General features: G+C 72.8%; 23 protein-coding genes. 16 read left to right on the top strand and 7 right to left on the bottom strand.

Annotated features, from left to right (window positions below):
* Positions 1-27 precede the first annotated feature (27 nt).
* Both HCJ94_RS11740 and HCJ94_RS11735 read right to left on the bottom strand, forming a co-directional pair.
* A complete protein-coding gene (locus HCJ94_RS11740; RefSeq protein WP_168001061.1) occupies positions 28-828 on the bottom strand; it encodes an ABC transporter ATP-binding protein in 801 nt (266 codons plus the stop codon).
* A 10-nt stretch (positions 829-838) separates the two neighbouring features.
* Positions 839-1,735: an ABC transporter permease gene (locus HCJ94_RS11735; RefSeq protein WP_168001016.1), complete on the bottom strand. Its 897-nt coding sequence runs from the start codon at positions 1,733-1,735 to the stop codon at positions 839-841.
* A gap of 182 nt (positions 1,736-1,917) precedes the next feature.
* Here HCJ94_RS11735 and HCJ94_RS11730 point away from each other — a divergent pair, with 182 nt between their 5' ends.
* From HCJ94_RS11730 to HCJ94_RS11700, 7 genes are all read left to right on the top strand, one after another.
* Positions 1,918-2,553, top strand: a complete 636-nt coding sequence (locus HCJ94_RS11730) for a TetR/AcrR family transcriptional regulator (protein ID WP_168001062.1) — start codon at positions 1,918-1,920, stop codon at positions 2,551-2,553.
* 85 nt (positions 2,554-2,638) lie between these two features.
* Positions 2,639-3,748: a DegT/DnrJ/EryC1/StrS family aminotransferase gene (locus HCJ94_RS11725; protein ID WP_168001015.1), complete on the top strand. Its 1,110-nt coding sequence runs from the start codon at positions 2,639-2,641 to the stop codon at positions 3,746-3,748.
* Positions 3,745-4,770: a Gfo/Idh/MocA family protein gene (locus tag HCJ94_RS11720; protein WP_168001014.1), complete on the top strand. Its 1,026-nt coding sequence runs from the start codon at positions 3,745-3,747 to the stop codon at positions 4,768-4,770. The genes HCJ94_RS11725 and HCJ94_RS11720 overlap by 4 nt, the downstream gene beginning before the upstream one ends.
* 200 nt (positions 4,771-4,970) lie before the next feature.
* Positions 4,971-6,122: a glycosyltransferase family 4 protein gene (locus HCJ94_RS11715; protein WP_168001013.1), complete on the top strand. Its 1,152-nt coding sequence runs from the start codon at positions 4,971-4,973 to the stop codon at positions 6,120-6,122.
* A gap of 9 nt (positions 6,123-6,131) precedes the next feature.
* The gene (locus HCJ94_RS11710) at positions 6,132-6,695 is read left to right on the top strand and encodes a hypothetical protein (RefSeq protein ID WP_168001012.1); all 564 of its coding nucleotides are present in this window, start codon (positions 6,132-6,134) and stop codon (positions 6,693-6,695) included.
* Between the two features lie 14 nt (positions 6,696-6,709).
* Positions 6,710-8,119 (top strand): glycosyltransferase, encoded by a 1,410-nt coding sequence (locus HCJ94_RS11705; protein WP_168001011.1) that lies wholly within the window; start codon positions 6,710-6,712, stop codon positions 8,117-8,119.
* Positions 8,116-8,787 carry a hypothetical protein gene (locus HCJ94_RS11700; protein ID WP_168001010.1) on the top strand — a complete coding sequence of 224 codons (672 nt, stop codon included), beginning with the start codon at positions 8,116-8,118 and terminating at the stop codon, positions 8,785-8,787. The genes HCJ94_RS11705 and HCJ94_RS11700 overlap by 4 nt, the downstream gene beginning before the upstream one ends.
* A gap of 54 nt (positions 8,788-8,841) precedes the next feature.
* On the opposite strand, the gene HCJ94_RS11695 is transcribed toward HCJ94_RS11700, so the two are convergent.
* Positions 8,842-10,044: a glycosyltransferase family 2 protein gene (locus HCJ94_RS11695; protein ID WP_168001009.1), complete on the bottom strand. Its 1,203-nt coding sequence runs from the start codon at positions 10,042-10,044 to the stop codon at positions 8,842-8,844.
* Positions 10,041-10,754, bottom strand: coding sequence for a class I SAM-dependent methyltransferase (locus HCJ94_RS11690; RefSeq protein ID WP_309227228.1), 714 nt, complete (start codon positions 10,752-10,754; stop codon positions 10,041-10,043). The genes HCJ94_RS11695 and HCJ94_RS11690 overlap by 4 nt, the downstream gene beginning before the upstream one ends.
* A 387-nt stretch (positions 10,755-11,141) precedes the next feature.
* Here HCJ94_RS11690 and HCJ94_RS11685 point away from each other — a divergent pair, with 387 nt between their 5' ends.
* The gene (locus HCJ94_RS11685; RefSeq protein WP_168001007.1) at positions 11,142-13,385 is read left to right on the top strand and encodes an arabinofuranosyltransferase; all 2,244 of its coding nucleotides are present in this window, start codon (positions 11,142-11,144) and stop codon (positions 13,383-13,385) included.
* Positions 13,386-13,419: 34 nt separating this feature from the next.
* On the opposite strand, the gene wecB is transcribed toward HCJ94_RS11685, so the two are convergent.
* Complete coding sequence (gene wecB / locus HCJ94_RS11680; protein ID WP_168001006.1) at positions 13,420-14,505, bottom strand: non-hydrolyzing UDP-N-acetylglucosamine 2-epimerase; 1,086 nt, start codon at positions 14,503-14,505, stop codon at positions 13,420-13,422.
* 370 nt (positions 14,506-14,875) lie between these two features.
* Here wecB and HCJ94_RS11675 point away from each other — a divergent pair, with 370 nt between their 5' ends.
* From HCJ94_RS11675 to HCJ94_RS11660, 4 genes are read left to right on the top strand one after another with little or no spacing between them, the layout of a single operon-like run.
* Complete coding sequence (locus HCJ94_RS11675) at positions 14,876-16,129, top strand: glycosyltransferase family 4 protein (protein ID WP_309227227.1); 1,254 nt, start codon at positions 14,876-14,878, stop codon at positions 16,127-16,129.
* A gap of 2 nt (positions 16,130-16,131) precedes the next feature.
* Complete coding sequence (locus tag HCJ94_RS11670; protein WP_309227226.1) at positions 16,132-16,701, top strand: hypothetical protein; 570 nt, start codon at positions 16,132-16,134, stop codon at positions 16,699-16,701.
* A complete protein-coding gene (locus HCJ94_RS11665) occupies positions 16,698-18,254 on the top strand; it encodes a glycosyltransferase family 2 protein (RefSeq protein WP_168001004.1) in 1,557 nt (518 codons plus the stop codon). The genes HCJ94_RS11670 and HCJ94_RS11665 overlap by 4 nt, the downstream gene beginning before the upstream one ends.
* Positions 18,255-18,259: 5 nt before the next feature.
* Positions 18,260-19,543, top strand: coding sequence for a nucleotide sugar dehydrogenase (locus tag HCJ94_RS11660; RefSeq protein WP_168001003.1), 1,284 nt, complete (start codon positions 18,260-18,262; stop codon positions 19,541-19,543).
* 111 nt (positions 19,544-19,654) lie between these two features.
* On the opposite strand, the gene HCJ94_RS11655 is transcribed toward HCJ94_RS11660, so the two are convergent.
* Positions 19,655-20,203: an acyltransferase gene (locus HCJ94_RS11655; RefSeq protein ID WP_168001002.1), complete on the bottom strand. Its 549-nt coding sequence runs from the start codon at positions 20,201-20,203 to the stop codon at positions 19,655-19,657.
* A 183-nt stretch (positions 20,204-20,386) separates the two neighbouring features.
* Entirely contained in the window at positions 20,387-20,725 is a 339-nt protein-coding gene (locus tag HCJ94_RS11650; RefSeq protein ID WP_168001001.1) for a DUF952 domain-containing protein, read from the bottom strand.
* A 97-nt stretch (positions 20,726-20,822) separates the two neighbouring features.
* On the opposite strand from HCJ94_RS11650, the gene HCJ94_RS11645 reads away from it, so the two are divergent.
* From HCJ94_RS11645 to HCJ94_RS11630, 4 genes are all read left to right on the top strand, one after another.
* Complete coding sequence (locus tag HCJ94_RS11645) at positions 20,823-21,479, top strand: response regulator transcription factor (protein ID WP_168001000.1); 657 nt, start codon at positions 20,823-20,825, stop codon at positions 21,477-21,479.
* Between the two features lie 6 nt (positions 21,480-21,485).
* Positions 21,486-22,883 (top strand): sensor histidine kinase, encoded by a 1,398-nt coding sequence (locus tag HCJ94_RS11640; RefSeq protein ID WP_168000999.1) that lies wholly within the window; start codon positions 21,486-21,488, stop codon positions 22,881-22,883.
* 169 nt (positions 22,884-23,052) lie between these two features.
* Positions 23,053-23,436 (top strand): DoxX family protein, encoded by a 384-nt coding sequence (locus tag HCJ94_RS11635; RefSeq protein ID WP_168000998.1) that lies wholly within the window; start codon positions 23,053-23,055, stop codon positions 23,434-23,436.
* 288 nt (positions 23,437-23,724) lie between these two features.
* A complete protein-coding gene (locus tag HCJ94_RS11630) occupies positions 23,725-24,618 on the top strand; it encodes an RNA polymerase sigma-70 factor (RefSeq protein ID WP_168000997.1) in 894 nt (297 codons plus the stop codon).
* Positions 24,619-24,647: the final 29 nt, after the last annotated feature.

Genomic DNA, 24,647 nt, shown 5'->3' with positions numbered 1-24,647 from the left:
GTGTCCGGACGCCCGCCGGCCGTGCCGTCACCGGCGGGCCATGTAGTCCTCGTAGGCCTTGGTCACCTCGTCGGTGGGCCCGTCCATCCGGATCACGCCCGACTCCAGCCAGATCGACCGCTCGCAGGTGTCCCGGATGGTGCCGATGGAGTGGCTGACCAGGAAGACCGTACCCGCGTCGGCGCGTAGCTGGCGGATCCGCTGCTCGCTGCGGCGGCGGAACCGGGTGTCACCGGTCGCGAGGGCCTCGTCGATGAGCAGGACGTCGTGCTTCTTGGCGGCCGAGATGGAGAAGCGCAGCCGGGCCTGCATGCCGGACGAGTAGGTCCGCATCGGCAGGGAGGCGAAGTCGCCGCGCTCGTTGATCCCGGAGAAGTCGATGATCTCCGGGGCGACCTTGCGGACCTGCTCGGGGGTCATCCCCATGGCCAGGCAGCCCAGCGTCACGTTGCGCTCGCCGGACAGGTCGCCGAGCAGCGCCGCGTTCACGCCGAGCAGCGACGGCTGGCCCTGCGTGTAGATCGCCCCCCGGGTGGCGGGCATCAGGCCGGCGACGGCCCGCAGCAGGGTGGACTTGCCGGAGCCGTTGCTGCCGATCAGTCCGATCGCCTCGCCCCGGTACGCGGTGAAGCTGACGCCCTTGACCGCGTGCACCTCGCGCAGCGTCGGGCGCGACTTCTCGCGGGTGACGATCCGCTTGAGGGCGGCGACCGGGGAGGCGGCCGCACCGCTGCTGGCGCCGTAGACCCGGTAGATCAGGTGCACGTCGTCCACGATCACGGTGGGGATCCGCTCGCCGACGGCCGTGGTGGTCGCGTCCGCGGGCATCGCGTTGAGGTCAGCCACGTCCGTACTCCTTCTCGCCGCGCCAGAAGTAGACAAAGCCGCCGATGCCGACGAGGAGGGCCCAGACCGTGGCGAGGAGCCACAACCGCGGCGCCGCCGAGGTCAGCGGGGCGTTCTCCATGAGCGCGTGCCGGAACAGCTCGATGTAGATCAGCAGCGGGTTCAGCTCGACCAGGGTCGCGGCCCAGGTGGGCAGGTGCTTGGCGAAGTTCTGGACGCTGTAGAGGACACCGGACCCGTACATCCAGGTGCGCATCACGAACGGCATGACCTGCTTGAGGTCGGTCATCTTCGAGCCCGCTCGGGCCAGCGCCAGCGCGAGCCCGACGTTGAAGACCGTCTGGAGCAGCATCGCCGGGAGGACCAGCAGCCACTCCAGGGTGATCGGCTCGCCGGTGACCAGCACGATGGCGACCAGCACGACGATCGCCGTCACCAGGTGCCGGAACTGGGTGAGGGTGATCGCGAAGGGCAGCGCGGCCCGGGGGAAGTGCAGCGCCCGGATCAGGCCGAGGTGGCTGGTGATCGCCTGCACGCCGCCGAGGGCGACGCTCTGGGTGAAGGTGAAGACGAAGAGCCCGACGCACAGGTAGGCGATGAAGTTCTCGACCTCGCCGCTGGTGTTCAGGATGACGCCGAAGATCAGGAAGTAGACCGCGGCGTTCGTCAGCGGTGTCAGCACCTGCCACAGCTGGCCCAGCCGGGCCTGACTGAAGGACGCGGTCACCTTGGCGTGCGCGTACGCCGAGATGAAGTGCCGGTAGGCCCACAGCTGCCGGACGTAGGCAGCCAGGGTGGGCCTTGCGCCGGCGACGCTCAGGCCGTACCGGGCGGCGAGCTGTGCCCGGGTCAGTCCTGAATCGGCGTCGGCCACCGCCGTGTTGGCCATGGTTGGGCGCTCCGATCTTGAGGAGGTGCTCGACGGCAGAGAGCGTGGGCCGCTCGGGGGCCTCAGGCTCCGTCGCTGGCGTGGAACGTAGTCGAAAACACGTCGGGACGCAACCGTACCGTCGCTGCGGTACATTGTCCCACGTGACGACCGAGAAGAGGCGTGCTCCGGCGGGTGCGGCGGTGCTCCGTGGGGAGATCACCACGGCGATCCGCCGTGCTGTCATGCAGGAACTCGCCGCGGTCGGGTACGGCCGGCTCTCCATCGAGGCGGTGGCCCGGCGGGCCGGCGTCAGCAAGACCGCCGTCTACCGCAGGTGGCGGTCGAAGCTGGAGCTGGTACTGGAGATCGTGTCCGCGGCGGCGGGGCAGCGGTTCCCGCTGCCGGACACCGGCGACCTCCGGGGCGACCTGGAGATGCTGTTCCTGATCATGACCCGGGCCCTGGGCCATCCCCTCGCCGCGCAGATCATCCCCGACCTGCTCGCCGAGGCGGCCCGCAACCCGCAGATCGCGCAGACCCTCCAGGGCGCGCTGCGGAGCAACCAGCGCGACATCGGGGGCCAGTTGATCGGCCGGGCGATCGCCCGCGGCGAGCTGGGGCCGGACACCGACGTGGACGTCGCGGTCGACCTCATCGTCGGGCCGCTCTACTGGCGGCTGGCCGTCGCCCGCGCTCCCCTCGCCGTCGAGGACCTGCCCAGACTGGCGGCGGCCGTCGCCGCCGCCCTGGAGGTAGCATGCCTGCCGTCCGTGCCCGACGAGCCGGACGTTCGTCTGTCCGGCGTGGTACCGATGGCTGATTCCGGCGGCTCATGACCCATCACCTACCGCCCGTCCTGGTCACATCTGCACCAGTTAGCATCGCGTCCCGAAGGGACTCCCTGTCGACAGGAGGAAGCCCATGACTGGGCTGAACGGAGATTTCATCCCACCGGCGAAGCCGGTCATCGGCGAAGCCGAGATCGAGGCGGCCGTGCGGGTGCTGCGCAGCGGCCTCGTCGTGCAGGGCCCCGAGGTGGCGGCGTTCGAGGAGGAGTTCGGCGAGCTGGTCTCGGGCCGCCGCTGTGTCGCGGTCAACTCCGGTACCTCGGCGCTTCAGCTCACCCTGATGGCGCTCGGCTTCGGCCCGGGTGACGAGATCATCGTCCCCTCGTTCTCCTTCGCCGCGAGCGCGAACGCCGTCCGGCTCGTCGGTGCGGAGCCGGTCTTCGTCGACATCGAGCCCGGCAGCTTCTGCGTCGACCCGGAGGCGGTGGCCGCGGCCGTCACCCCCCGCACGGTCGCGATCATGCCGGTGCACCTGTACGGCCACCCCGCCGCCATGGACAAGATCATGGCGATCGCCGAGCGGCACGGCCTCGCCGTGGTCGAGGACGCGGCCCAGGCGCACGGCGCCAGCCTGCACGGCAAGCCCGTGGGCGCCTTCGGCACCGCCGGCTGCTTCAGCTTCTACCCGACCAAGAACATGCACTCCCTCGAGGGCGGCATGATCACCACCGGCGACGCCGGGCTGGCCCGCACCCTGCGCCTGCTGCGCAACCAGGGCATGGAGAAGCGGTACGCGAACGAGATCGTCGGCGCCAACATGCGGATGACCGACGTGGCGGCGGCGATCGGCCGCGTGCAGCTGCGCCAGCTGCCGGACTGGACGGCGCAGCGCCAGGCGAACGCCAAGTTCCTCGACTCGAAGATCACCGGCATGGTGACCCCGCCGGTCGCCGACGGTGCGGTGCACGTCTACCACCAGTACACGGTCCGGGTCCGGGGTGACCGCGACGCCGCCCAGAAGCGCCTGACCGAGCTGGGCATCGGCAACGCCGTCTACTACCCGACCCCGATCCACCGGCTCATCCCGTACCTGACCCAGGACGGCACGCCCGGTCCGTGGGACCTGCCGGAGACCGAGCGGGCCGCCGCCGAGGTGGTCTCGCTGCCGGTCCACCCGTCGCTGAGCCAGGCCGACCTGGAGCGGATCGCCGACGGCGCGAACCTGGCCGGTGGTGCCCGATGAGTGAGCGTCGCAAGCTGCGCGCCGGCCTGATCGGCCTCGGCGCGATGGGCCGCAACCACGCCCGCATCCTGTCCGGCCTGGACGGGGTCGAACTGGTCGGCATCGTCGACCCGGCCGGCGACACCACCGGCACGCTCCGCGCGCCGGTCGTGCCCGACCTGGAGGACCTCCTCAAGCTCGGCGTCGACTACGCCGTCGTGGCCTGCCCGACGGCCCTGCACGAGCAGGTCGGCCTCCGGCTGGCGTCCGCCGGGGTCTGCGCGCTCATCGAGAAGCCGCTCGCCCAGTCGGTGGAGGCGGCCACCCGCGTCGTCGAGGCGTTCGAGGCCGCCGGCCTGGTGGCTGGCGTCGGCCACATCGAGCGCTACAACCCCGCCCTGCAGAACCTGCGGCTCCGCCTGGAGGCCGGCGAGCTGGGCGAGGTCTTCCAGGTGGTGACCCGCCGCCAGGGCCCGTTCCCGCACCGCATCGCCGACGTGGGCGTGGTCATGGATCTCGCCACCCACGACATCGACCTGACCAGCTGGGTGACCGGCCAGGAGTACACGTCGGTGTCGGCCCGTACCGTCTCCCGCAGCGGGCGGCTGCACGAGGACATGGTGGCCGTCGTCGGCCAGCTCGCCGACGGCACGATGGTCAACCACCTGGTCAACTGGCTGAGCCCGCTCAAGGAGCGGTCCACCGTGATCACCGGTGACAAGGGCTGCTTCGTCGCCGACACCCTCACCGCGGACCTGACCTTCTACGCCAACGCCGCCATCGACACCGAGTGGGAGGCGCTGCGCGCCTTCCGCGGCGTCGCCGAGGGCGACATGGTCCGGTACGCCATCCCGAAGCGCGAGCCGCTGCTGGTCGAGCACGAGCGGTTCCGGGACGCTGTCGAGGGCAAGGAGAGCGACATCGTGACCCTCCGGCAGGGTCTGCGTACCGTCCAGGTGGCCGCCGCCCTGCTGCGCTCGGCCGCGGACGGGAGCACGGTCCAGGTGGGACCGGTGACCGAGCCGGCGGCCTCCGCCGGCTGAGCGGGTAAACAGGAATCCGGCCGCACCGCCGCTCCGGCGGTGCGGCCGGCCCGGTAGATCCGGGTGATAGCTTGGGACGCCCTGGCGTGACAGTGGGAGGCATGGTTCGGGTGGCGGCAGCTGCTGTGAGAGATGTTGCGATCGTTACGCCCTGGTGGCCCACCCGAGAGTTGCCCTTCCGCGGGGCCTTCGTGCGGGCGATGGTGGACGCCACCGCGCCGGGCTGCGACCGGGTGACGGTGTACCACTGCGACGCCTGGGTGGCCAGGATGACCGACCGCCGCGACGTGGAGGTGGTCCGGGCCAACGCGGAGCTGCTGTCCCGCGCCGCCCGCACCACCCCGACCGTCGGCGGCGCCCGGATGCGGTACGTCCCGGTGCCGATCCCGCGTGGCAAGTGGCACATGGAGATCGCCCGCCGGAACGACGACGCGCTCCGCGCGGCGCTCGGCGGCGCCCCGATCGACGCCCCGGTGGTGCACGCCCACGTCGGCCTGCCCGGCGGCTGGGCGGCCGTGCGCAACGCCCGCCCCGACGCGCGGGTGTACGTGACCGAGCACGCCACCTTCCTCGACAGCGTCCTCGACACCGAGGAGGCCCGCGAGGCGTACGACGAGGTGATCACGCGGAGCGCCGGCTTCTACGCGGTGGGCGAGGCGGTCCGCGGCCCGCTGCTGGAGGCCTTCCCGCACCACAAGGACAAGATCGAGTTCATCGCCAACCCGGTCGACTTCGGCGACGGGCCCACCCGCACGGTGACCCGCCTGAGCCGCTGGATCTACGTCGGCGGCCTGATCCAGCGCAAGGGCGTGGAGCTGCTGCTGGAGGCGTTCGCCACCTGTCGCGCCGACGACCCGACCCTGACCCTGACCATGGTCGGCGCGGGGGAGCTGCTCGGCCGCCTCACCGAGCGGGCCGCCGAGCTGGGCGTGGCCGACGCGGTGACGTTCACCGGGGCGCTCCCGCCGGACGAGGCGTTGCGCCTGATGGGCGAGCACGACCTGCTGGTGCACCCGAGCCGGATGGAGACGTTCGGCGTGACCGTGGTCGAGGCGCTCGCCGCCGGCATGCCGGTGCTGGTGACCCGGTGCGGCGGCCCGGAGGAGACCCTCGCCGGGATCGAGGAGGCCGCGGGCGAGCTGATCGACGTCACGGATGACCCGGCGACGATCGTGACCGGGTACCGCCGGCTGCGGGACCGCTTCCCGCACGGCACCGACGTCGCCCGGGCACGCACCGAGCTGGCGGCCCGCTACAGCTACCCGGCGGTGGCGCGGGAGCACCACCGCATCTGGTTCCCCGAGTCGCAGTCGACGACCAGCCAGGCCGAGCGGCTCGCCGGCCAGAAGTGACGGAGTGACATGCAGGTACTGTTCCTGGCCCTGGGCGGCACCCGCCGGCGGGCGGTGACCGAGGAGTCCGCCCGCGCGGTCGCGGACGGCGCGTCGGCGGTCGTGCTCGTCGAGCAGCGCAAGACCTGGCACCGGGACGAGTTCGACCCCGGCGTCGAGGTGGTCGAGCTGGCGCGTCTCGAGGCGCTCCACCCGCCGCGCCGGGTGGAGAAGGTGCTGCTGTACCGGGGGCCCGGCGCGGTGTTCAAGGTGGTCGGCCGAGGCCCGCTGCGCCCGTTCGTCGCGCGTGCGAAGAAGGCGTACGAGCGGCGGATCGCCGCGCCGGCGCACCGCGCCCTGATCCTCCCGCGACAGCGGAAGGCGTGGGGTGACGTGCGTCAGCGGCTCATCCACCGGCACGTGCTCGCCGGCCGGGCGCCCTTCGACCTCGTCGTGGTCAGTGACCCGGACTCGATGCCCACCGCCGCCCGGCTGGTCGCCGGCTTCGCCGCCGGTGGCCTGCCCGAGCCCCAGATCGCCTACAGCTACGACAACGCCGGGTTCGACCCCGCCGTCGGCCCCCGGACGAGTTGACCGAAGGACGGCAGATGAACTCCTCCCGCCGCGACACCCGCGCCCCGCGGATCCTCTACCTCGCCTTCTACTTCCCGCCGTCACGGGCCAGTGGCGTCTACCGTGCCCGGGCGACGGCGAACCACCTCGCCGCCCGAGGCTGGGACGTCACCGTCTGCGCCGCCCCGATGAGCTTCCTGCACGACGTGATCGGCTCGGTCGACGAGGAGCTGGCGAGCACCGTCGACCCGCGGATCACCGTCGAGCGCCCGAAGCTCAACCATTTCGCCTGGGAGCGGGACCTGCGCAAGTACAGCGCCTTCCGGGCCCGGATGCCGCTGGTCGCGCAGAAGCTGTACCAGTTCAACCAGCGCACGCTCTTCCCGGAGAACTACGCGTCGTGGGGGCGGTCGGCGGTGGCCCGGGGGCTCCGGCTGCACACGAAGCGCCGCTTCGACGTCGTGCTGGCGACGGGGAACCCGTTCGCGTCGTTCGCGGCGGCCTGGGCCTTCCACCGGCTGACCGGCGTGCCGTACGTGGTCGACTACCGTGACTCGTGGACGCTGGACCTGTTCAACGATCAGCCCGCCTTCCCCGACGACCACCCGGCGTGGAAGTGGGAGCGCCGGGTGCTGCGCCGCGCCGCCGGTGCCGTCTTCGTCAACGAGCCGCTGCGGCGGTGGCACGCCGAGCGCTACCCGGATGTCGCCGACCGGATGATGGTCGTGCCGAACGGCTGGGACGCGGACCTGATGTCGCCGGCCGGCGAGGCGGGCGTCGACCCGGGCATCACCGCCCGGCCGCTGCGCTTCGGGTACCTGGGCACGCTCACCAACTCGCAGCCCGTCGAGGAGCTGGCGGCCGCGTGGATCCGGGCCCGGACCTACCCGGAGCTGGCCGACGCCGAGCTGAACATCCACGGCCACCTGGGCTTCTTCAAGGGCGGCAGGCGGGATCTCGCGAACCGGCTCGGCCTGGACCTGGACTCCGACGGCCAGCTCATCGACGACCCCACCACCCCCGACCTGGGCATCCACTACCGGGGCCCGGTCTCGAAGACCGAGGTCGCGTCGGTCTACGAGCACAACGACGTGCTGGTCTTCCTCGCCGGCGGCGGGCGGTACGTCACCTCCGGCAAGATCTTCGAGTACATGGCGAGCGGCAAGCCGATCGTGTCGGTGCACGCGCCCGGCATCGCCGCGCAGGACGTGCTGGACGGCTACCCGCTCTGGTTCAACGCCGACAGCCTGGACGTCGAGGCGGTCGCCAACTCGATGGTGGAGGCCGGCAAGGTGGCGCGCGGGCTGACCGCCGAGCAGCGGGCGGTGGCGAGCCGGCACGCCCAGGGTTACACCCGGGACACCCTGCTGGTGGCGCTCGAGGAGCGCCTACGGGCGATCGCCGGCCGGGAGCGGATCACCGTGAGCGGGCAGCCGGCGCGATGAACATCGACGAGTACGCGGCGACGAAGGAGCAGGTTCAGGTGGCAGGCGTGGACGCGCCCCTCCGGGTGATGATCATCTCCACGGTCTACCAGCTCAAGGAGCGGATCCGTAACTACGTCCGGGATCTGCTGGAGAAGGAGGGCATCCGGGTCGATCTCGTGTTCCTGGGCGCCAAGTCCTGGGAAGAGGTCGATCCGGAGGGCTGGGAGCAGGTGCGGAACCACCCCCTGCTGACCCTCTACACGCTCGACGGCGCCGAGCATCGGCACCCGCTGCGGCGGGTCGAGCGGGTCATCGTGCTCCGCGCCCCCGAGGCCGTGCTCAGTCGGGCCACCCGCCTCACCGAGCGGGTCGGCCCCCTGCGGCCCCTGCAGCGGCCGGCGAAGGCACTGGAGAACGGCCACCGCCGGGTGGCGGGCGCGTTCCATTCCCGCATCTACAACAAGGCGTACAAGCTGGCCCGGCCGTCGGTGCTGGCGAAGCTCTTCGGCCGGCGCCTCGCCGACGTGGACTTCCGGACGGTGGACCGGATCGTCGCCACGGACGTCTACGCGGTCACGCTCGGCTGGCGACTGGCCCGCAAGCACCCGCACCTGGTGGCGACGACGGCGCTGGACCGTGACCTGGTGGCCCTGCACGAGCAGCTCCGGGCGCGCGAGGATTCCTGACGGGAAAAGAAGGGGGCGGGCGCCGTGCACACGGCGCCCGCCCCCTTCGTCGTGCTACAGGTCGCCGACCCGGGTCAGGCTGATGATGAACGACAGCAGAACCGACTGCACGCCGACCACGACCAGGCCGACACCGACGATCGGCAGGCGCAGCGTGGACACCACGTCCAACTGCGAGAAGCCGCCGGAGCCCCAGCTCCACAGGGCGTAGCCGAAGCAGGCCACGCCGGCCACCAGGAGCAGCGAGCCCACGGGTACGCCGTACCGCAGTGCCACGTCGGCGATGCGGACCTCGACCTTCCGGTCGGGTGGTATCAGACCCATGTGGATCGCGTGGGCATGCGCCACCACCGCGAGCGCCACGGCGTGGATGCCGATGGCCATCGCCGTGGCCGCCGCCAGCATCGTGTGCAGGTCGAACGCGAGCTGGCCGACCTGCCGGGTGCCGGTGAGCAGCCACGCCAGCACCGCGCCGCCCGCCAGCAGCATCGACAGGCCCGGGTAGAGCAGCATCCAGCGCGGCGAGAGGGCCAGCAGGAACCGCAGGTGCCGCCACCCGTCCCGCCAGGTCCGCAGGTGCGGCCGGCGGCTGCGGCCGTCCGGCGCGAGCGTGGTGGGGACCTCGTCGATGACCAGCCCGGCGAGCGCGGCGCGGGCCACCATCTCGCTGGCGAACTCCATGCCCGAGGTGCGCAGCCCCAGCTCGAGGATGCGGTCCCGCCGGAAGCCGCGCATCCCGCAGTGGAAATCGCCGACCGGGACGCCGAAGAACGTCCGGCCCAGGAAGGACAGCACGGGGTTGCCGAGGAAGCGGTGCAGCGGCGGCATGGCGCCGCGCTCGATGCCGCCCTTGAACCGGTTGCCGATCACCAGATCGGCGCCGGCGCGCATGCGCTCGACGAACGGGCCGAGGTCGTGCAGCGCGTAGCTGTCGTCGGCGTCGGCCATGATGACGAACGTGCCCTCGGCGGCGGCGATGCCGGCGCGCAGCGCGGCGCCGTACCCCCGCTGGGGTGCGTGCACGACGCGGGCACCCTCGGCCAGGGCGATCTCCTGCGAGCCGTCGGTGGAGCCGTTGTCCGACACGACCACCTCGCCGGCGATGCCGAGCTCGCGCATGCTCTCGCGCGCCTTGCGGATGCACACCGCGAGCGTCTCGGCCTCGTTGAGGCAGGGCATCACCACGGACAGCTCGAGCTGCTCGACGGCGGTGCCGGCGGCGACGGCCGACTCGGGGGTACGCGGACCGACGATCATGTCGCCGCCCGCCCGTCCGCGTCCGGCTGCGCCGGCACCCCGGCCGTCGCCGGCACGTGCCCGACGGCGAAGACCGACTGCCCGAAGGGCGGGCGTACGCGCCGCTCGATCGCCCGGGCGGTCGGGACGACGACGGCGTCCCACACCCGCAGCAGCGCGCCGTCACCGGGCGTCATGCGCAGCATGCGGACGCCCACGGTCCAGGCGAACAGCCCCGGTGCGTTGACGTAGTGGATCTTGTCGACGACCAGCCCGGCCTGCTCGTACGTCTCGCGCAGCGTGGCCTTCGTGTACCGGCGGATGTGACCGACCTGCCGGTCGAAGTGGCCGAGGGCGAACTCGAAGGCCGGTACGAACGTGACGACCCGCCCACCCGGGCGCAGCAGCCGGTGCGCGGCGGCGAGCGCACCGACGTGGTCGTCGATGTGCTCGAGGACGTTGAACGAGACCAGGGCCGAGTGCTCGCGCCGGGGCGGCGCGAAGAGGTCCAGCGGCAGCACCTCAACCCGCTCGTCGGCGTCGAAGCGCTCGCGCAGGTGGGCCAGCCGGGTCGGCTCGATGTCGCCGACCGTCACCGCCGGCACGCCGTCGTCCAGCCACTGCTGGGCGTAGTCGCCGAATCCGCTGCCCACCTCGATCGGGTGGTCCCCGAGGTGGGGCAGCGCGAGGCTGGTCAGCCAGCGGTGGTACTTCGCCGCGGCGGTCGCCACCTCCTGCAGCGTCGTCGACTGCAATGCAGCGTCCGTCGTAGGGACAGTGTCTAGCTTCGCCAAGGGAGTTGCCTCCTGCAGAAGGCCTCGTGGCCGTCGGGCTCCGCGGGCCAGAAGCCGGGTCGCGTGGATGCTCGTGAGGGGTGCGGCGCCAGGCTATCGCACGTCGGCGTGGCCGGCCGCCCCGCCGCGCGGCGTCCGGTCGATGCCTGTTCGGCGGGTGTCGAGCCGCTGTTCGGCGCCGGATCCGCGGGGTCCGGGGGAGCCGGTACGCGGCCGATCGGTGGAGTTGCCCGGGTGTGTCGCCGCGTGCCGCGGCGTGCGGACCACCACGATCCGTGCACGGCCGTTAGGCTGGCGCGGGTTTTTCCCGAGCAGGAGGTGCCTGTGACGAGCAGTGTGGACGAGGATTCCAGCGCGGCCCGTACCGTGACCGGTGCGGCGGAGACGGCTCCGGCGCAGGCCGGCCCCGTGGCCGACGCGGACTCGACCACCCCGGGCGCGACCGCACCCACGGACCCGCCGACGGCCCGCCGACCCGAGGACGTCCCGTCCGACCCGGCGGAGCGGCCGTCGGACGCGGCGCCCGACGACCGGGCCGACCACCGTTCGGCGGAGGAACGTGCCCTTGAGGGCTCGTCCGAGGTGGCGTCCGGCCCGGCGCCGGCGGACGTCGACGACCCGGGGCCCACCCCGGCCCCCGCCCCGCGTCGAATGGACGCGCGCCCGACGGGCGGCGCACCGGTCGAGGGCGACGCCGAGCGGACCTGGCGCCGGCGGCTCCGGCCGCGGATCGGCGCGCCGACCATCGCGGTCCTGACCTGGGCGGCGGCGTACCCCGGCGGGGCCGCCCTGGTGAAGATCGTGGACGCCGACCCGTTCACCGCGCAAGGCGCGCTCGTCCCCGCGGGTGCCGCGATCGTCGGCGGCCTGCTCCTGTTCGCGCTGGCCCTGTGGCGCAGCAGCGACCGGATCATCGGCCTGGTCGCCGGCGCGTACGCGGCGTGGGTGGGCCTCACCCTGATCGCCTCGTACAACGGCAGCCCGTTCGGCGACTCGGGCCTGCGGGGCGACTCGGCCCGGCTGGCCGCCATGGCCACCAAGTTCACCGTGCACACCCAGCCGGTCGACGGGATCGTGTCGTCGGTGCCGTCGGAGTACCCACCGCTGTTCCCGTTCCTGCTCGGCCGGCTCGCCCTCCAGCTCGACCAGCCGGCCTGGTCGCTGATCGGCTACGGCGAGGCGACGCTGATCTCGCTGGCCGTCGTCGTCGCGTTCGTGCTCTGGCGGGGGGTCGTGCCCGCCTGGGTGGCGCTCGCCCTGGCGGTGCTGCCGCCGTGGGTGTTCAGCCAGCCCCGCAAGTCGTACGAGATCATCACGCTCGCCGTCTTCGTCCCGTGGGTGCTGCGCACCTTCACCGACCGGTCCCGCCGGGAGGGCGGCCTGCACTGGCTGGCCGCCGGCGTGATCGGTGGGCTGCTGCTGATGACCTACCAGGGCTACGTCATGTTCGCCGCCGTCGGCCTGGTGGTGCTGGTCGGGGTGTCGTTCTGGCGCAGCCCGCGCCGGTGGCGCTACCTCGGCCACCTCGTCGGCGTCGGGGTGACCGCGTTCGCCGTGGCGGCGTGGTACCTGATCCCGTACCTGCGGGGCACGCTGACCATCGGCGGCAGCCGGGTGAACGACTACTTCATCTCCCCGGCCATCGTCGAGGATCCGCTGGGCGTCTGGTACCTGAAGGCGCCGCTGTCCGCGCCGCTGCACGTGCTCCAGATCTGCGGCCTGGTCGGGCTCGCCTGGTACTGGCGCAAGCGGTGGTGGGCCCGGCCGCTGCTGCTCGTGCTGCTCGGGGCGTACGTCTACCGCTGGGCGTTCGTGCTGATCTTCATGCACAACGGCCACACGCTGTACCTGCACTACACCACCCGGTTGCTCGGCCTGGTGCTCGCCTGCGGCGGGGTCCTCGCGCTGGTCGAGGCGGGCCGGGCCCTCGCGGCGCGGCTGCGGGTCGCCGGCTCGCTGCGCCGGGTGGCGCTGGTCGGCACGGCCGGGCTCCTGGTCCTGGCCGGGCTGTCCGGCGCGGGCACCTGGATGCCGTCGCCGCCCGGGCTCGCCTCGGTGAAGCGACCGGCCGGCCCGCAGAACTACAACCTCGCCGTCTACACCCACGCCGAGCCGCTGCCGGACGGCTCCAAGCAGCGCTACCCCGCGCCGGACGAGGTCACCGTCACCTGGTTCCCCGCCGAACCCGTCCGCCGGGTGGTGCACGAGACGCTGGGCCCGGACGCGCTGCCGGTGACCCTCAGCTACGACGAGCGGATGTACGCGTACCAGCCGTGGCCCGGCTACATGGCCGTGGAGCGGCTGGCCTCGAACACGTGGACCCACTGGGACGACCGGCGTGCGGAGGTGATCCGCCTGGCCGGGATCACCGATCCGGCCGAGTTCGCGCGGGCCACCGGGGACACCCGGTTCGGGGAGATCGACGTCTTCGTGCTGCGGCGCCGGCCGGCCGGCTGGCACTTCGGGGAGATCGTCTTCCACCCGAAGCAGTTCGATCCGGCGGTGTGGCGCATCGACGACACCGTGCCGAGCGGCGTGGTCGTGGCCGTCCGCAAGCCGGGAACCTGACCGGCGACGGCGGTAGCGGTCGCCGGTCGCCCGGTCAGCCCGCGCGCTCGGCGAGCACCTCGACGACGCGGTGGGCGGCCCGCCCGTCGCCGTACGGGGTGCCGCGCGGGGCCTCGGGCGCCGGCCGGGTGGCCACGTCCGCCCACCGCGGCCCCAGGTCGGTTGGGGTCGGAACGAGGACGTTCCAGCCGCCCTCCAGGGTCTCCACCCACTCGGTCTCCGGCCGCAGCGTGGTGCACGGCCGGCCCAGCAGGTACGCCTCCTTCTGGAGGCCGCCCGAGTCGGTCACCACGCCCACCGAGCCCATCACGGCCGAGACCAGACCGGCGTAGGGCAGGGGCTGGCCGACGTGCACCGCGCCCTGGGCGAGCTTCACGCCGTACTCCTCGGCGCGGGCGACCAGCCGCGGGTGGGCGAGCAGCGCGACCGGCACGCTCAGCCCGGCCAGCGCCTCCACCAGCGCGGTCAGTCGACGCGGGTCGTCGGTGTTGTCCGGCCGGTGCAGGGTGGCGACCAGGTACGGCTCGCGCGGGTCGATCCCCTCCGGGAGGGTGGGCGCGGGGTGCTCGCCCCGCTGGACCGCGTCGCGGATGTTCAGGCAGACGTCGACCATGACGTCGCCGACCAGGACCGACCGGCGGGCGAGACCCTCGGTGTCGAGGTGCCGCATGGCCTCCTCGGTGGGGGCCAGCAGGAGGTCGGCGGCGTGGTCGGTGAGGATGCGGTTGTGCTCCTCCGGCATCCGCCGGTTGAACGACCGCAGCCCGGCCTCCAGGTGCGCCACCTTGATGTGCTGCTTCACGGCGGACACGGCGCCGGCCAGCGTCGAGTTGGTGTCGCCGTAGACGAGCACCCAGTCCGGCGCGGCCTCGGCGAAGACCGGGTCGAGCGCGGCCAGGATGTTGCCCGTCTGCACCCCGTGGCTGCCCGAGCCGATCCCGAGGTGCACGTCGGGGTCGGGGATGCCGAGCCCGGAGAAGAACACGTCGGAGAGGTTCGCGTCGTAGTGCTGGCCGGTGTGCACGATCACGTGTTCGTGGGCGGTCCCGGCGAACGCCGCGGCGATGGGGGCGAGCTTCACCAGCTGCGGGCGGGCGCCGACGACGCTGACAACCTTCACGAGGTCTACTCCTGGCGTGTGGTGACGTGGACTGTCCGGATAACTGCCGGTTGTAGCATGACTGACCGCTGAGGGCCGTCCGCGGGGGCCACCCGGGCGCCGGGGACCCCGGGCCACGATACGTCACCGCGTACCCCGCATGGCCGGATCGTCCCGGGCGGGGCCTGGCGGCCCGACCGGCGCGCCCAGCTCGCGCCGGGACTCGACGAGGCCGCAGTCGCAGGTCAACGCCGGCTCGCGCACTGCGGACGGCCGTGACCCGGCTTGCCGTAGACTCGCCGACGTTCGCGAGCGACGCGCAGGCACGGACGGAGATCTGGCGGTGCGAGCCGCCGGCCGAGTCCGGTGACCAGAGAAGGAGAGTTTCGGGGTGGCTGCTCCCGATGACCGGGACGTCGCTGTCGTCACGCCCTGGTACCCGACGAGGCAGGTGCCCTTCGGTGGCGCCTTCGTGCAGGCGATGGTCGAGGCGACATCGTCCGCGTGGCGCCGAGCCACGGTGTACCACGTCGACAGGTGGAGCGCCGGCGTCTCCGCGCCGCAGCACGAGGCGATCATGCGGGCCTACCCGGGGCTGCTGACCCGGGCCCTGGGCGAGAGCCGGACGGTCGCCGGAGCCGCGCTGCGGTACGTGCCGGTGCCGGTGTGCTCCGGCGTCTCCTACGCCGAAGCCGCCCGGCAGCAGGCTGAGGCGTTGCGGACCGCGCTGGGCGGAACGCCGATCGACGCCCCCGTGGTGCACGCGCACGTCGGCCTGAGCGGCGGATGGACGGCGCTGGAGAACGCACGTCCCGACGCCCGGGTCTTCGTGACCGAACACGCCACCTTCCTGCCGTCGGTCCTCGCCCAGCCGGACTCCCGGGCAATGTACGACGAGGTCATCTCCCGGGCGACCGGGTTCTTCGCGGTCGGCGAGGCGGTGCGCTCGGTCCTGGCCGAGGCCTTCCCGCACCACGCCGGGCGGATCGGCTTCATGCCCAACGCCATCTCCTTCGGTGCCCCACGGGAGCAACCGGTCACCGCGCTGCGCCGGTGGCTCTACGTCGGCTCGCTCAACGAGCGCAAGGGGGTGGGCCTGTTGCTGGAGGCCTTCGCCCGGTGCCGGGCGGAGGACCAGTCGTTGAGCCTGACCTTCGTCGGCGAGGGTCGTCTGCACGCGTCGCTGGCCACGCGGGCCGCCCAGCTCGGCGTGGCGGACTCGGTGACGTTCGTCGGTTCGGTCCTGCCCGACCGCGCGCTGCGGCTGATCCGCGAGCACGACCTGTTGATCCACCCCAGCCGGCTCGAGACCTTCGGCATGACGATCGTGGAGGCGGTCGCCGCCGGCACCCCCGTCCTGGCGACCCGGTGCGGCGGGCCGGAGGAGACCCTGGCGGGGATCGAGGACGCCGCCGGTGGGCTGATCGACGTGACCGACGATCCGGACACGATCGCCGCCGGCTATCGGCGGCTGCGCGACCGGTTCCCGCACCAGGTGGACCTCTCGTACGCCCGTTCCGTGCTCGAGGAGCGGTACGGGTACGACGCGGTCGGCCGGGCTCACGCGCGGGCGTGGTTCCCTCCGCCCGGTGACGTCGCCTCCACCACCCAGCCTTCGTTCGCCGTCGCCGGCCCGTTGGAGTGACCGTGCAGGTGTTGTTTCTGGCCCTCGGCGCGAGCCGGACGCGGACGGCAGCGGAGGAGTCCGCGCAGGTGGTGGCCGACGGCGGTCAGGCCGTGGTGCTGATCGACCAGCGCAAGCCGTGGCAGCGGGTGACGTTCGACCCGGCCGTCAGAGTGGTCGAGCTGTCCCGACTGGAAAGTGGCCGGCTCCCGGTGAGGATCGAGCAGCTTCTGCTCTACCGGGCGCCGCGCAGGCTCTTCCGGGTGGTCGGCCGAGGTGGGCTGCGGGACCGGATGGGCCGCCTCTCGGGCGCCTACGAGGCCCGCTTCGCGGACCGGGTGCACCGGCGGCTGGCGGTGCCGCTGTACCGGTCGGGCTGGGGCGAGGGTTCGCACCCGGTGATTCGGCAGGGCCTGCCCGGCACCTTCGACCTGATCGTCGTCCTCGACCCGATCTCGATGCCGTACGCCGCCGGCCTGCTCGCGGACTACGAGGCACGCGGCATCGCGCTGCCCCGGGTGGCGTTCGGCCTCGACTACGCCGGGACGGCCGCCCCGGGCGACGCCCAGGGCGCACTCGGGGTCGGCACGTGAGCACGCCCGACGTCACGGTCGTCACCGCGGTCTACAACACGATGCCGTACCTCACCCGGTGCCTGACCTCCCTGGTGGAGCAGACGATCGGGCGGGACCGGCTGGAGGTCATCGCGGTCGACGACGGCTCCACCGACGGCAGCGGCCGGGAGCTGGACCGCTTCGCCCGCCTCTACCCGGGCACGGTGAAGGTGGTGCACCAGCCCAACTCCGGCGGCCCGGCCGCGCCGAGCAACCGCGCGCTGGAGCTGGCCACCGGCCGGTACGTCTTCTTCATCGGCTCCGACGACTACCTCGGGCCGGAGGCGCTGGAGCGGCTCGTCGCCGCCGCCGACCGGTGGGACTCCGACGTGGTGCTGGGGCGCCTGGTCGGGGTGAACAGCCGCTACATCCACCAGGCGATCTACGCGGAGACCACCGCCGACGTCGACCTGTTCGACTCGGCCCTGCCGTGGTCCCTGTCGAACACCAAGCTGTTCCGGCGGGAGCTGATCGAGCGGTACGGGCTGCGCTATCCGGAGGACATGCCGGTCGGCAGCGACCAGCCGTTCACCATCGAGGCCTGCGTCCGGGCCCGCCGGATCTCGGTCCTCGCCGACTACGACTACTACTTCGCGGTCCGCCGGCTCAACGCCCGCAACATCACCTACAAGAGCCGCCACCTGGAGCGGCTGCGCTGCGCCGAGGACCTGGTCACGTTCGTGGCCAAGCTGGTCGAGGCCGGCCCGGAGCGGGACGCGGTGCTGCTGCGCCACTTCACCTGGGAGATCGCCAAGCTGCTGGAGAACGACTTCCTGCGGCTGGAGCGTGACGTCCAGGACCGGGTCGTCGCGGGCGTCCGGACCCTCGCCGAGGGGTACCTGACCGACCGGATCCGGGACGGCCTGCCGATCGAGGCGCGGGTCCGCCTGGCCGCAGCCCGGTACGGCGACACCGACCACCTGCTCGCGGTGATCCGGCAGGACGCCGAGCTGGGCATCCCGCCCGCGGTGGTCGACGGCGACCGCTGGTACGCCGGCTACCCGGGCTTCCGGGACCCGCAGCTGCGCATCCCCGACGCCTGGTACGAGATCACCGACACCGCCGCCGACTGGGTCGCCCGGCTGGACACCGTCTCGGCGGCCTTCGAGGGCACCCGGGCGCTGGTGGTCACCGCCCGCAGCCCGCGCCCCGACCTGCCGGAGCTGGCGTCGGCCGTCCGCCTCGGCGCCGGCGACGTGACCGGTACGACCGTCTCGGTCGTCCCCGACGCCACGGGCACGACCGTCCGGGCCCGTATTCCGTTGGACCGGTTGCTGGACGGTGCGGGTCCGGGCGGTGAGCTGCGCACCGTCCAGGCACACGTGGACGCGTTCGGCACCACCGGCGTGGCCGCGCTGCGCGGCGCCCGGCGCCCGGTGCCCCAGCGGGCGGTGCTGCGTCGCGGCGCCCGGCTGCACGTCCTGACCACGACCACCAACCACAAGGGCCAGCTCGTCATCGCCGTAGCACCTGTCACGCCGCGCCGGTTGATGGCCCGCCTGCGGCGCAGGCTCCCACTAGGAGGAAAGTAGTAGTCATGAACATCTGCGTCGTCGCCCTCGGGAAGATCGGGCTGCCGCTGGCCGTGCAGTTCGCGTCGAAGGGGCACCGGGTCATCGGTGCCGACGTGTCCGAGCGGGTGGTGAGCCTCGTCAACGACGGGGCGGTGCCGTTCCCCGGCGAGGCGGACCTGGACGTCAAGCTCAAGGAGGTGGTCGCCGCCGGTCTGCTGTCGGCCACCACCGACACCGCCGCGGCGGTCGCCGAGTCCGAGGCCGTCGTGGTGGTCGTGCCGCTCTTCGTCGACGCCGAGGGCGTACCGGACTTCGGCTGGATGGACGACGCGACGCGGGCCATCGCGCGCGGCCTCAAGCCCGGCACCCTGGTCAGCTACGAGACCACCCTGCCGGTCGGCACCACCCGCAACCGGTGGGCGCCGATGCTGGAGGAGGGCTCCGGCCTGACCGCCGGCAAGGACTTCCACCTGGTCTTCAGCCCGGAGCGGGTGCTCACCGGCCGGGTCTTCGCCGACCTGCGCCGCTACCCGAAGCTGGTGGGCGGCGTCGACGCGGCCTCGGCCGCGCACGGCGTCGAGTTCTACCAGGCCGTGCTCGACTTCGACGAGCGCCCCGACCTGGCCAAGCCGAACGGCGTGTGGGACCTGGGCTCCGCCGAGGCCTCCGAGCTGGCCAAGCTCGCCGAGACCACGTACCGGGACGTCAACATCGGCCTGGCGAACCAGTTCGCCCGGTTCGCCGACAGCGTCGGCGTCGACGTTCTCAAGGTCATCGAGGCGTGCAACACGCAGCCGTACAGCCACATCCACCAGCCCGGTATCGCCGTCGGCGGCCACTGCATCCCGATCTACCCGCGGATGTACCTGTGGAACGACCCGGCCGCCACCGTGGTCCGGTCCGCCCGCGAGGCGAACGCGGCGATGCCGCAGTACGCCGTCGACCTGCTGGCCGCCGCGTACGGCGACCTGACCGGCGTCGAGGTGCTGGTGCTCGGCGCCAGCTACCGGGGCGGGGTCAAGGAGACCGCGTTCTCCGGTGTCTTCCCGACCGTCGAGGCGCTGCGCGCCCGGGGCGCCAAGCCGTACGTGTCGGACCCGATGTACACCTCGGAGGAGCTGACCGCGCACGGCCTGCCGCCGTACGAGGGCCAGCCGGTCACCGCCGCGGTGATCCAGGCCGACCACGCCGAGTACCGCAACCTGGCCGCGAGGGACCTGCCGTCGGTCCGCGTGCTGGTCGACGGCCGCCGCGTCACCGACCCGGCCCGCTGGGCGGACGTGCGCCGCGTCGTCATCGGCGGCTGACCCGCCCCCTGCGCACGGAAACGGGCCCCGACCGCACGGTCGGGGCCCGTTCGCGTACGCGTCACGTCAGGCCGTGTCTCGGCGTCACAGCCCGGGACTGCGAGACACGGCTCAGCCCTCGGCGAGACCGGCCGGCGGGTTGTCCACGTCGCGGGAGACCACCTCACCCTTGGCGTTGACCCAGCCCCTCGGGCGGGCCGGGTTCCCGACCACCAGCTGGTACGGCTTGACGTCCTTGGTCACCACGGAGCCGGCGGCGATCATGGCGTACTCGCCGACCTCGATGCCGCAGACCAGGGTCGCGTTGGCGCCGATGGAGGCGCCCCGGCGGATCATGGTCGGGGTGATCGTCCAGTCCGGGTTCTGCGCGCGGGGCCGGAAGTCGTTGGTGAAGACCGCGCACGGGCCGACGAAGACCTCGTCCTCGATCGTCACGCCCTGGTACACCGAGACGTTGTTCTGGATCTTCACGAGGTCGCCGACCGTCACCCCGGCGTCGACGTACACGTTGCGGCCGATGACGCAGCCCGCGCCCACCTGGGCGGTGGACCGGATGTGGGCCAGGTGCCAGACCTTCGTGCCGTCACCGACCTTGGCGCCGGACTCCACGTCGGCGCTGGGGTGGACGAAGACCGGCGGCCGGTCGTTGGTGTCAGTCATGTCATCTCGCATCGGTCTCGGGGCGCGGCGTCGCGCCACGTCGGGGATCGCCCGGGGCCGCCAGCCGCAGCCGTCCGGGACGCCGTCAACCGGCTCCGCCCGGAACGTCACGATCCGGGCGGACGGACTCGGCGTAGCATATCGATCCGCCAGGACCTGCTACACACCTGTGGAGCGCAGGCCCTACCCGACCAGCGCCGCCACCGCGTCGGCGACCGGGACGTCCGCCGGCAGCGCCGCCGCGGCCACCACCGCGGTGACCGGCAGCGGACCGTACAGGTGCGGGAAGAGTTGGCTGCCACGGGACGGCTCCCAGCGCAGCCGCCCGCCCAGCCGGCTCGGGTCGACGGTCAGCAGGGTGAGGCCGGTGGCGCCGGTGAAGTGCCGCCGGGCCGTCTCGACCACCTGGTCCGGTCCGGACAGGTGGACGAACCCGTCCTGATGGTCCAGGGCGGTACCGGCGAAATGCCCGGCCGCGAGCGCGTCGTCCCACTCGGTGGTGGCGAGCAGCTTGTAGATCACCCCGGCAGCCTACGACGCTGTCGGACCGGCCCTCCCGCTCGTCGCCGCCATCTGTCACCATTCGTGGTCGGCGACGGAGACGATTGGGGGCACGCGGGTGCGCATCCTGCTGGTCGAGGACGACCGCCGGGTGGCTGCCGCGCTCTCCGCCGCGCTCACCCGGCGGGGCTACGAGGTGGAGCACGCGGCGACGGTCGCCGCCGCGCTCTCCGCCGCCCCCTGCGACCTGGTGCTGCTCGACCTCACCCTGCCCGACGGGGACGGCACCGACCTGTGCCGCGAGCTGCGCCGGCGCAGCAGCCAACTCGGGATCATCGCGGTGACGGCCCGCGGGGAGGAGCGGGACCGGGTGCTCGGGCTGCGCCTCGGCGCCGACGACTACGTGGTCAAGCCGTTCTCGATGGTGGAGCTGCAGGCCCGGATCGAGGCGGTGCTGCGGCGCGCGGCGCACGCGGCCCCGGAGCGGAACCTGATCGAGGTCGGGCCGGTCCGCATCGACGTGGCGGCCCGGACCGTCCGCGTCGACGGCCGGGAGGTGGCGCTGACCCGCAAGGAGTTCGACGTGCTGCTCTCCCTGGCCCGGCAGCCGGGGGTGGCGGTGCCGCGCGACCGGATCCTGCTGGACGCCTGGGGCACCACCTGGGCCGACCGGCACACCGTCGAGGTGCACGTGGGTTCGCTGCGCGGCAAGCTCGGCGATCCCCGCCTGGTCGAGACCGTACGCGGGGTCGGCTACCGGCTGCGCGGCGAGTGAGGCGCGGTGCGACGCCGTCTGGTGATCAGCTACCTGCTGCTGATGGTGCTGGTCCTGATCGCCCTGGAGACGCCGCTGGCGGCGACCCTGGCCAGCCGGGAGACCGAGCGGGTCCGCGCGGACCGGCTCGCCGACGCCACGCGCTTCGCCTCGCTGGCCGGGCCGGCGCTGCGCGGCGGCGTCCCCGGCCCGCTCGACAACGAGCTGGACAGCTACGACGAGCTGTACGGCATCGGCGCCGCCGTCGTGGACCGTGACCGGCGCACGGTCGTGGCGTCGGAGAGCTGGCGTGCCGCGCCGGGCACCCGGGCGGCCCTCGACGTGGCCCTCTCCGGCCAGCAGGCCAGCGGGCCGGAGTCGGTGTGGCCGTGGACGGACGGCCGGATCGTCGTCGCGGTCCCGATCAACGACGGTGGTGAGGTGCTGGGCGCGGTGGTGACCACCACCTCCGTCGCCACGGTCCGCCGGACCGTCACCACCTGGTGGCTGGTGCTCGCCGGGGCCGGCCTGCTCGCCGTGCTGGCCTGCGTGCTGACCGCGTTCGGGCTGGCCGGGTGGGTCCTGCGCCCGGTCACCGAGCTGGACGTGGTGACCCACGAGATCGCCGAGGGGGACCGGAGCGCCCGGGTGCAGCACCGGCTCGGGCCGCCGGAGCTGCGCCGGCTGGCGGCGAGCTTCAACAACATGGCCGACGCGGTCTCGGACGTGATGGACCGGCAGCGGGCGTTCGTGGCGCACGCCAGCCACCAGCTCCGCAACCCGCTGACGGCGCTGCGGCTGCGGGTGGAGGAGCTGGGGGTCGCCCTCACCGATCCGGAGGGCCGCGCCGAGCACCGGCTGGCGCTGGAGGAGACCGACCGGCTGGCCCTCGTCCTGGACGCGCTGCTCACCCTGGCCCGGGCCGAGCGCACCGAGAACCTGCGGGTCACCGTCGACGCGGCGGCGATCGCCGCCAGCCGGGTCGCGGCGTGGGCGCCGCTCGCCCGCCGCCGGTCGGTCACGCTGCGCCTCGCGGCGGGCGACGCCCCGGCGTACGCCCGGACCGTGCCGACCGCGGTCGACCAGGCGCTGGACGCGCTCATCGACAACGCGGTGAAGTTCAGCGGCGCCGGGGGCGAGGTCACGGTGGAGGTCCGGCACCGCGACGGCGGGACGAGCCTGGAGGTACGCGACACCGGGCCCGGCATGACGGCGAGCCAGCTCGACCAGGCGACCGAGCGGTTCTGGCGGGCGCCGGAGGTGCAGAACGTCGACGGCGCCGGGCTGGGCCTGACCATCGTCGCGGTCCTCGTGGACGCCTCCGACGGTCGGCTCACCATGCGCGCGAACTCGCCGCGCGGCCTGGCCGCCACCCTATGGTTCCCCGCGCCCGCCGATACGCCTTCGTGCACCGACGAACGCTAGGACCGGGCTCCGGCCGGCGGGCACCGGACCGCACGGCGGTGGCGCGCATCCCCGCGGCGGGGCTCCGCACGCCGAGCCCGCGCCCGTGGAGTGACCTGCCTCACGCGCTGTCACAACGATCGACCACGCGGTGCCTTGAGGCCGAACCCCAGGAACGAAGGAAGGCCTCATGAACCTCGCACTGTGGATCGCCGCCGGACTGCTCGCCGTGGTCGCCCTGGCCGGTGGCATCAGCAAGACATTCGTACCCAAGGAGAAGCTGGCCGGGACCCCGGGCGGGGAATGGACCGCACACGCCAGCGTCGGCTTCGTCCGGACCCTCGGGGTCCTTGAAATCCTGGCCGCGGTCGGCCTGATCCTGCCCGCCGTGGTCGACATCGCACCGGTTCTGGTGCCGGTGACCGCCGTCTGCTGGGTCCTGCTGATGGTCGGCGCGATGATCACCCACGTCCGACACGGCTCACCCAGGTTCGTGCTGCTGAACCTGATCTACCTGGCTCTCGCGGCGTTCATCGCGTGGGGCCGCTTCGGCCCCGAGTCCTTCACCGCCTGACCGCCGACTCCGCGTGCCCAGCCTGCGGTGTCGGAGTGATCCGCCCCGCAGGTGTCACAACGATCGGTCCCGCGGTGTCGGATGGCCGAACCCTTAGCACGAAGGAGACACCATGACTGGGAACACCGATGTGGTCGCCTGCTACGGGCCACGCGAGGCGAGCTGTCGGCCACCCGCTGAACGAGCGGCCCGGGTCGGATCGGACGGCAGCCAACGAAAGAGGATCCTGCTGTGGATGCACGCGTGAATGCCGGCGCTGACCAGGGGCCGGCCGCGGCGGAGAGGGACATGAACGACCACGCCAACGCGGCGACCGAGACCTTCCTCGCCCACCGCAACCTGCTCTTCACCGTCGCGTACGAGATGCTCGGATCGGCGGCCGACGCCGAAGACGTCCTCCAGGAAACCTGGCTGCGGTGGGTCACGGTCGACCTGGAGCAGGTGCGTGACCAGCGCGCCTACCTGGTCCGGATCACGACCCGGCAGTCGCTCAACCGCCTACGCACGATAAAACGCCGCAAGGAGGCGTATGTCGGCCCCTGGCTGCCCGAGCCGTTGCTCACCACGCCGGACGTGGCCGAGGACGTCGAACTCGCCGAGAGTGTGTCGATGGCGCTGATGCTCGTCCTCGAGACGCTGTCGCCGACCGAGCGCGCCGTCTTCGTGCTGCGCGAGGTCTTCGACCTCGGCTACGACGAGATCGCCACCGCCGTCGACAAGAGCCCCGCGGCCGTCCGCCAGATCGCGCACCGCGCCCGCCAGCACGTCGATGCCCGCCGCCCGCGCGAGGTGGTCTCGGCGAGTGAGACCCGGGCGGCTCTGGAGTCGTTCCAGCGCGCGCTCGAAACGGGGGACCTCCAGGGGCTCCTCGACGTGCTCGCCCCCGAGGTCGTCCTCGTGGGCGACGGCGGTGGCGTCAAGCAGGCCGCGCTGCGGCCGGTCACCGGCGCCGAGAAGGTGGTCCGCATGTTCGTCGGTGGGCTGCGCAAGGTCGACGGCACGCTGACCGCTGAACCGACCGTGGTCAACGGCAACCCGGCACTCCTCGTACGCCTCGACGGCGAGATCGACGGCGTCATGGCGATCCGCGTCGAGGACGCCCGCATCACCGGCCTCTACTACGTCCGCAACCCGGAGAAGCTGACCCGTATCGGATCCGCGACCCCGCTCACCCTGCGCTGAGTAGCCGGTGGTGGACAGCCCCTGAAAAT

Source organism: Micromonospora thermarum, from assembly GCF_012034245.1.
Classification (GTDB): Bacteria; Actinomycetota; Actinomycetes; order Mycobacteriales; family Micromonosporaceae; genus Micromonospora; species Micromonospora thermarum.
This window is presented reverse-complemented; position numbering and strand designations above follow the sequence as displayed.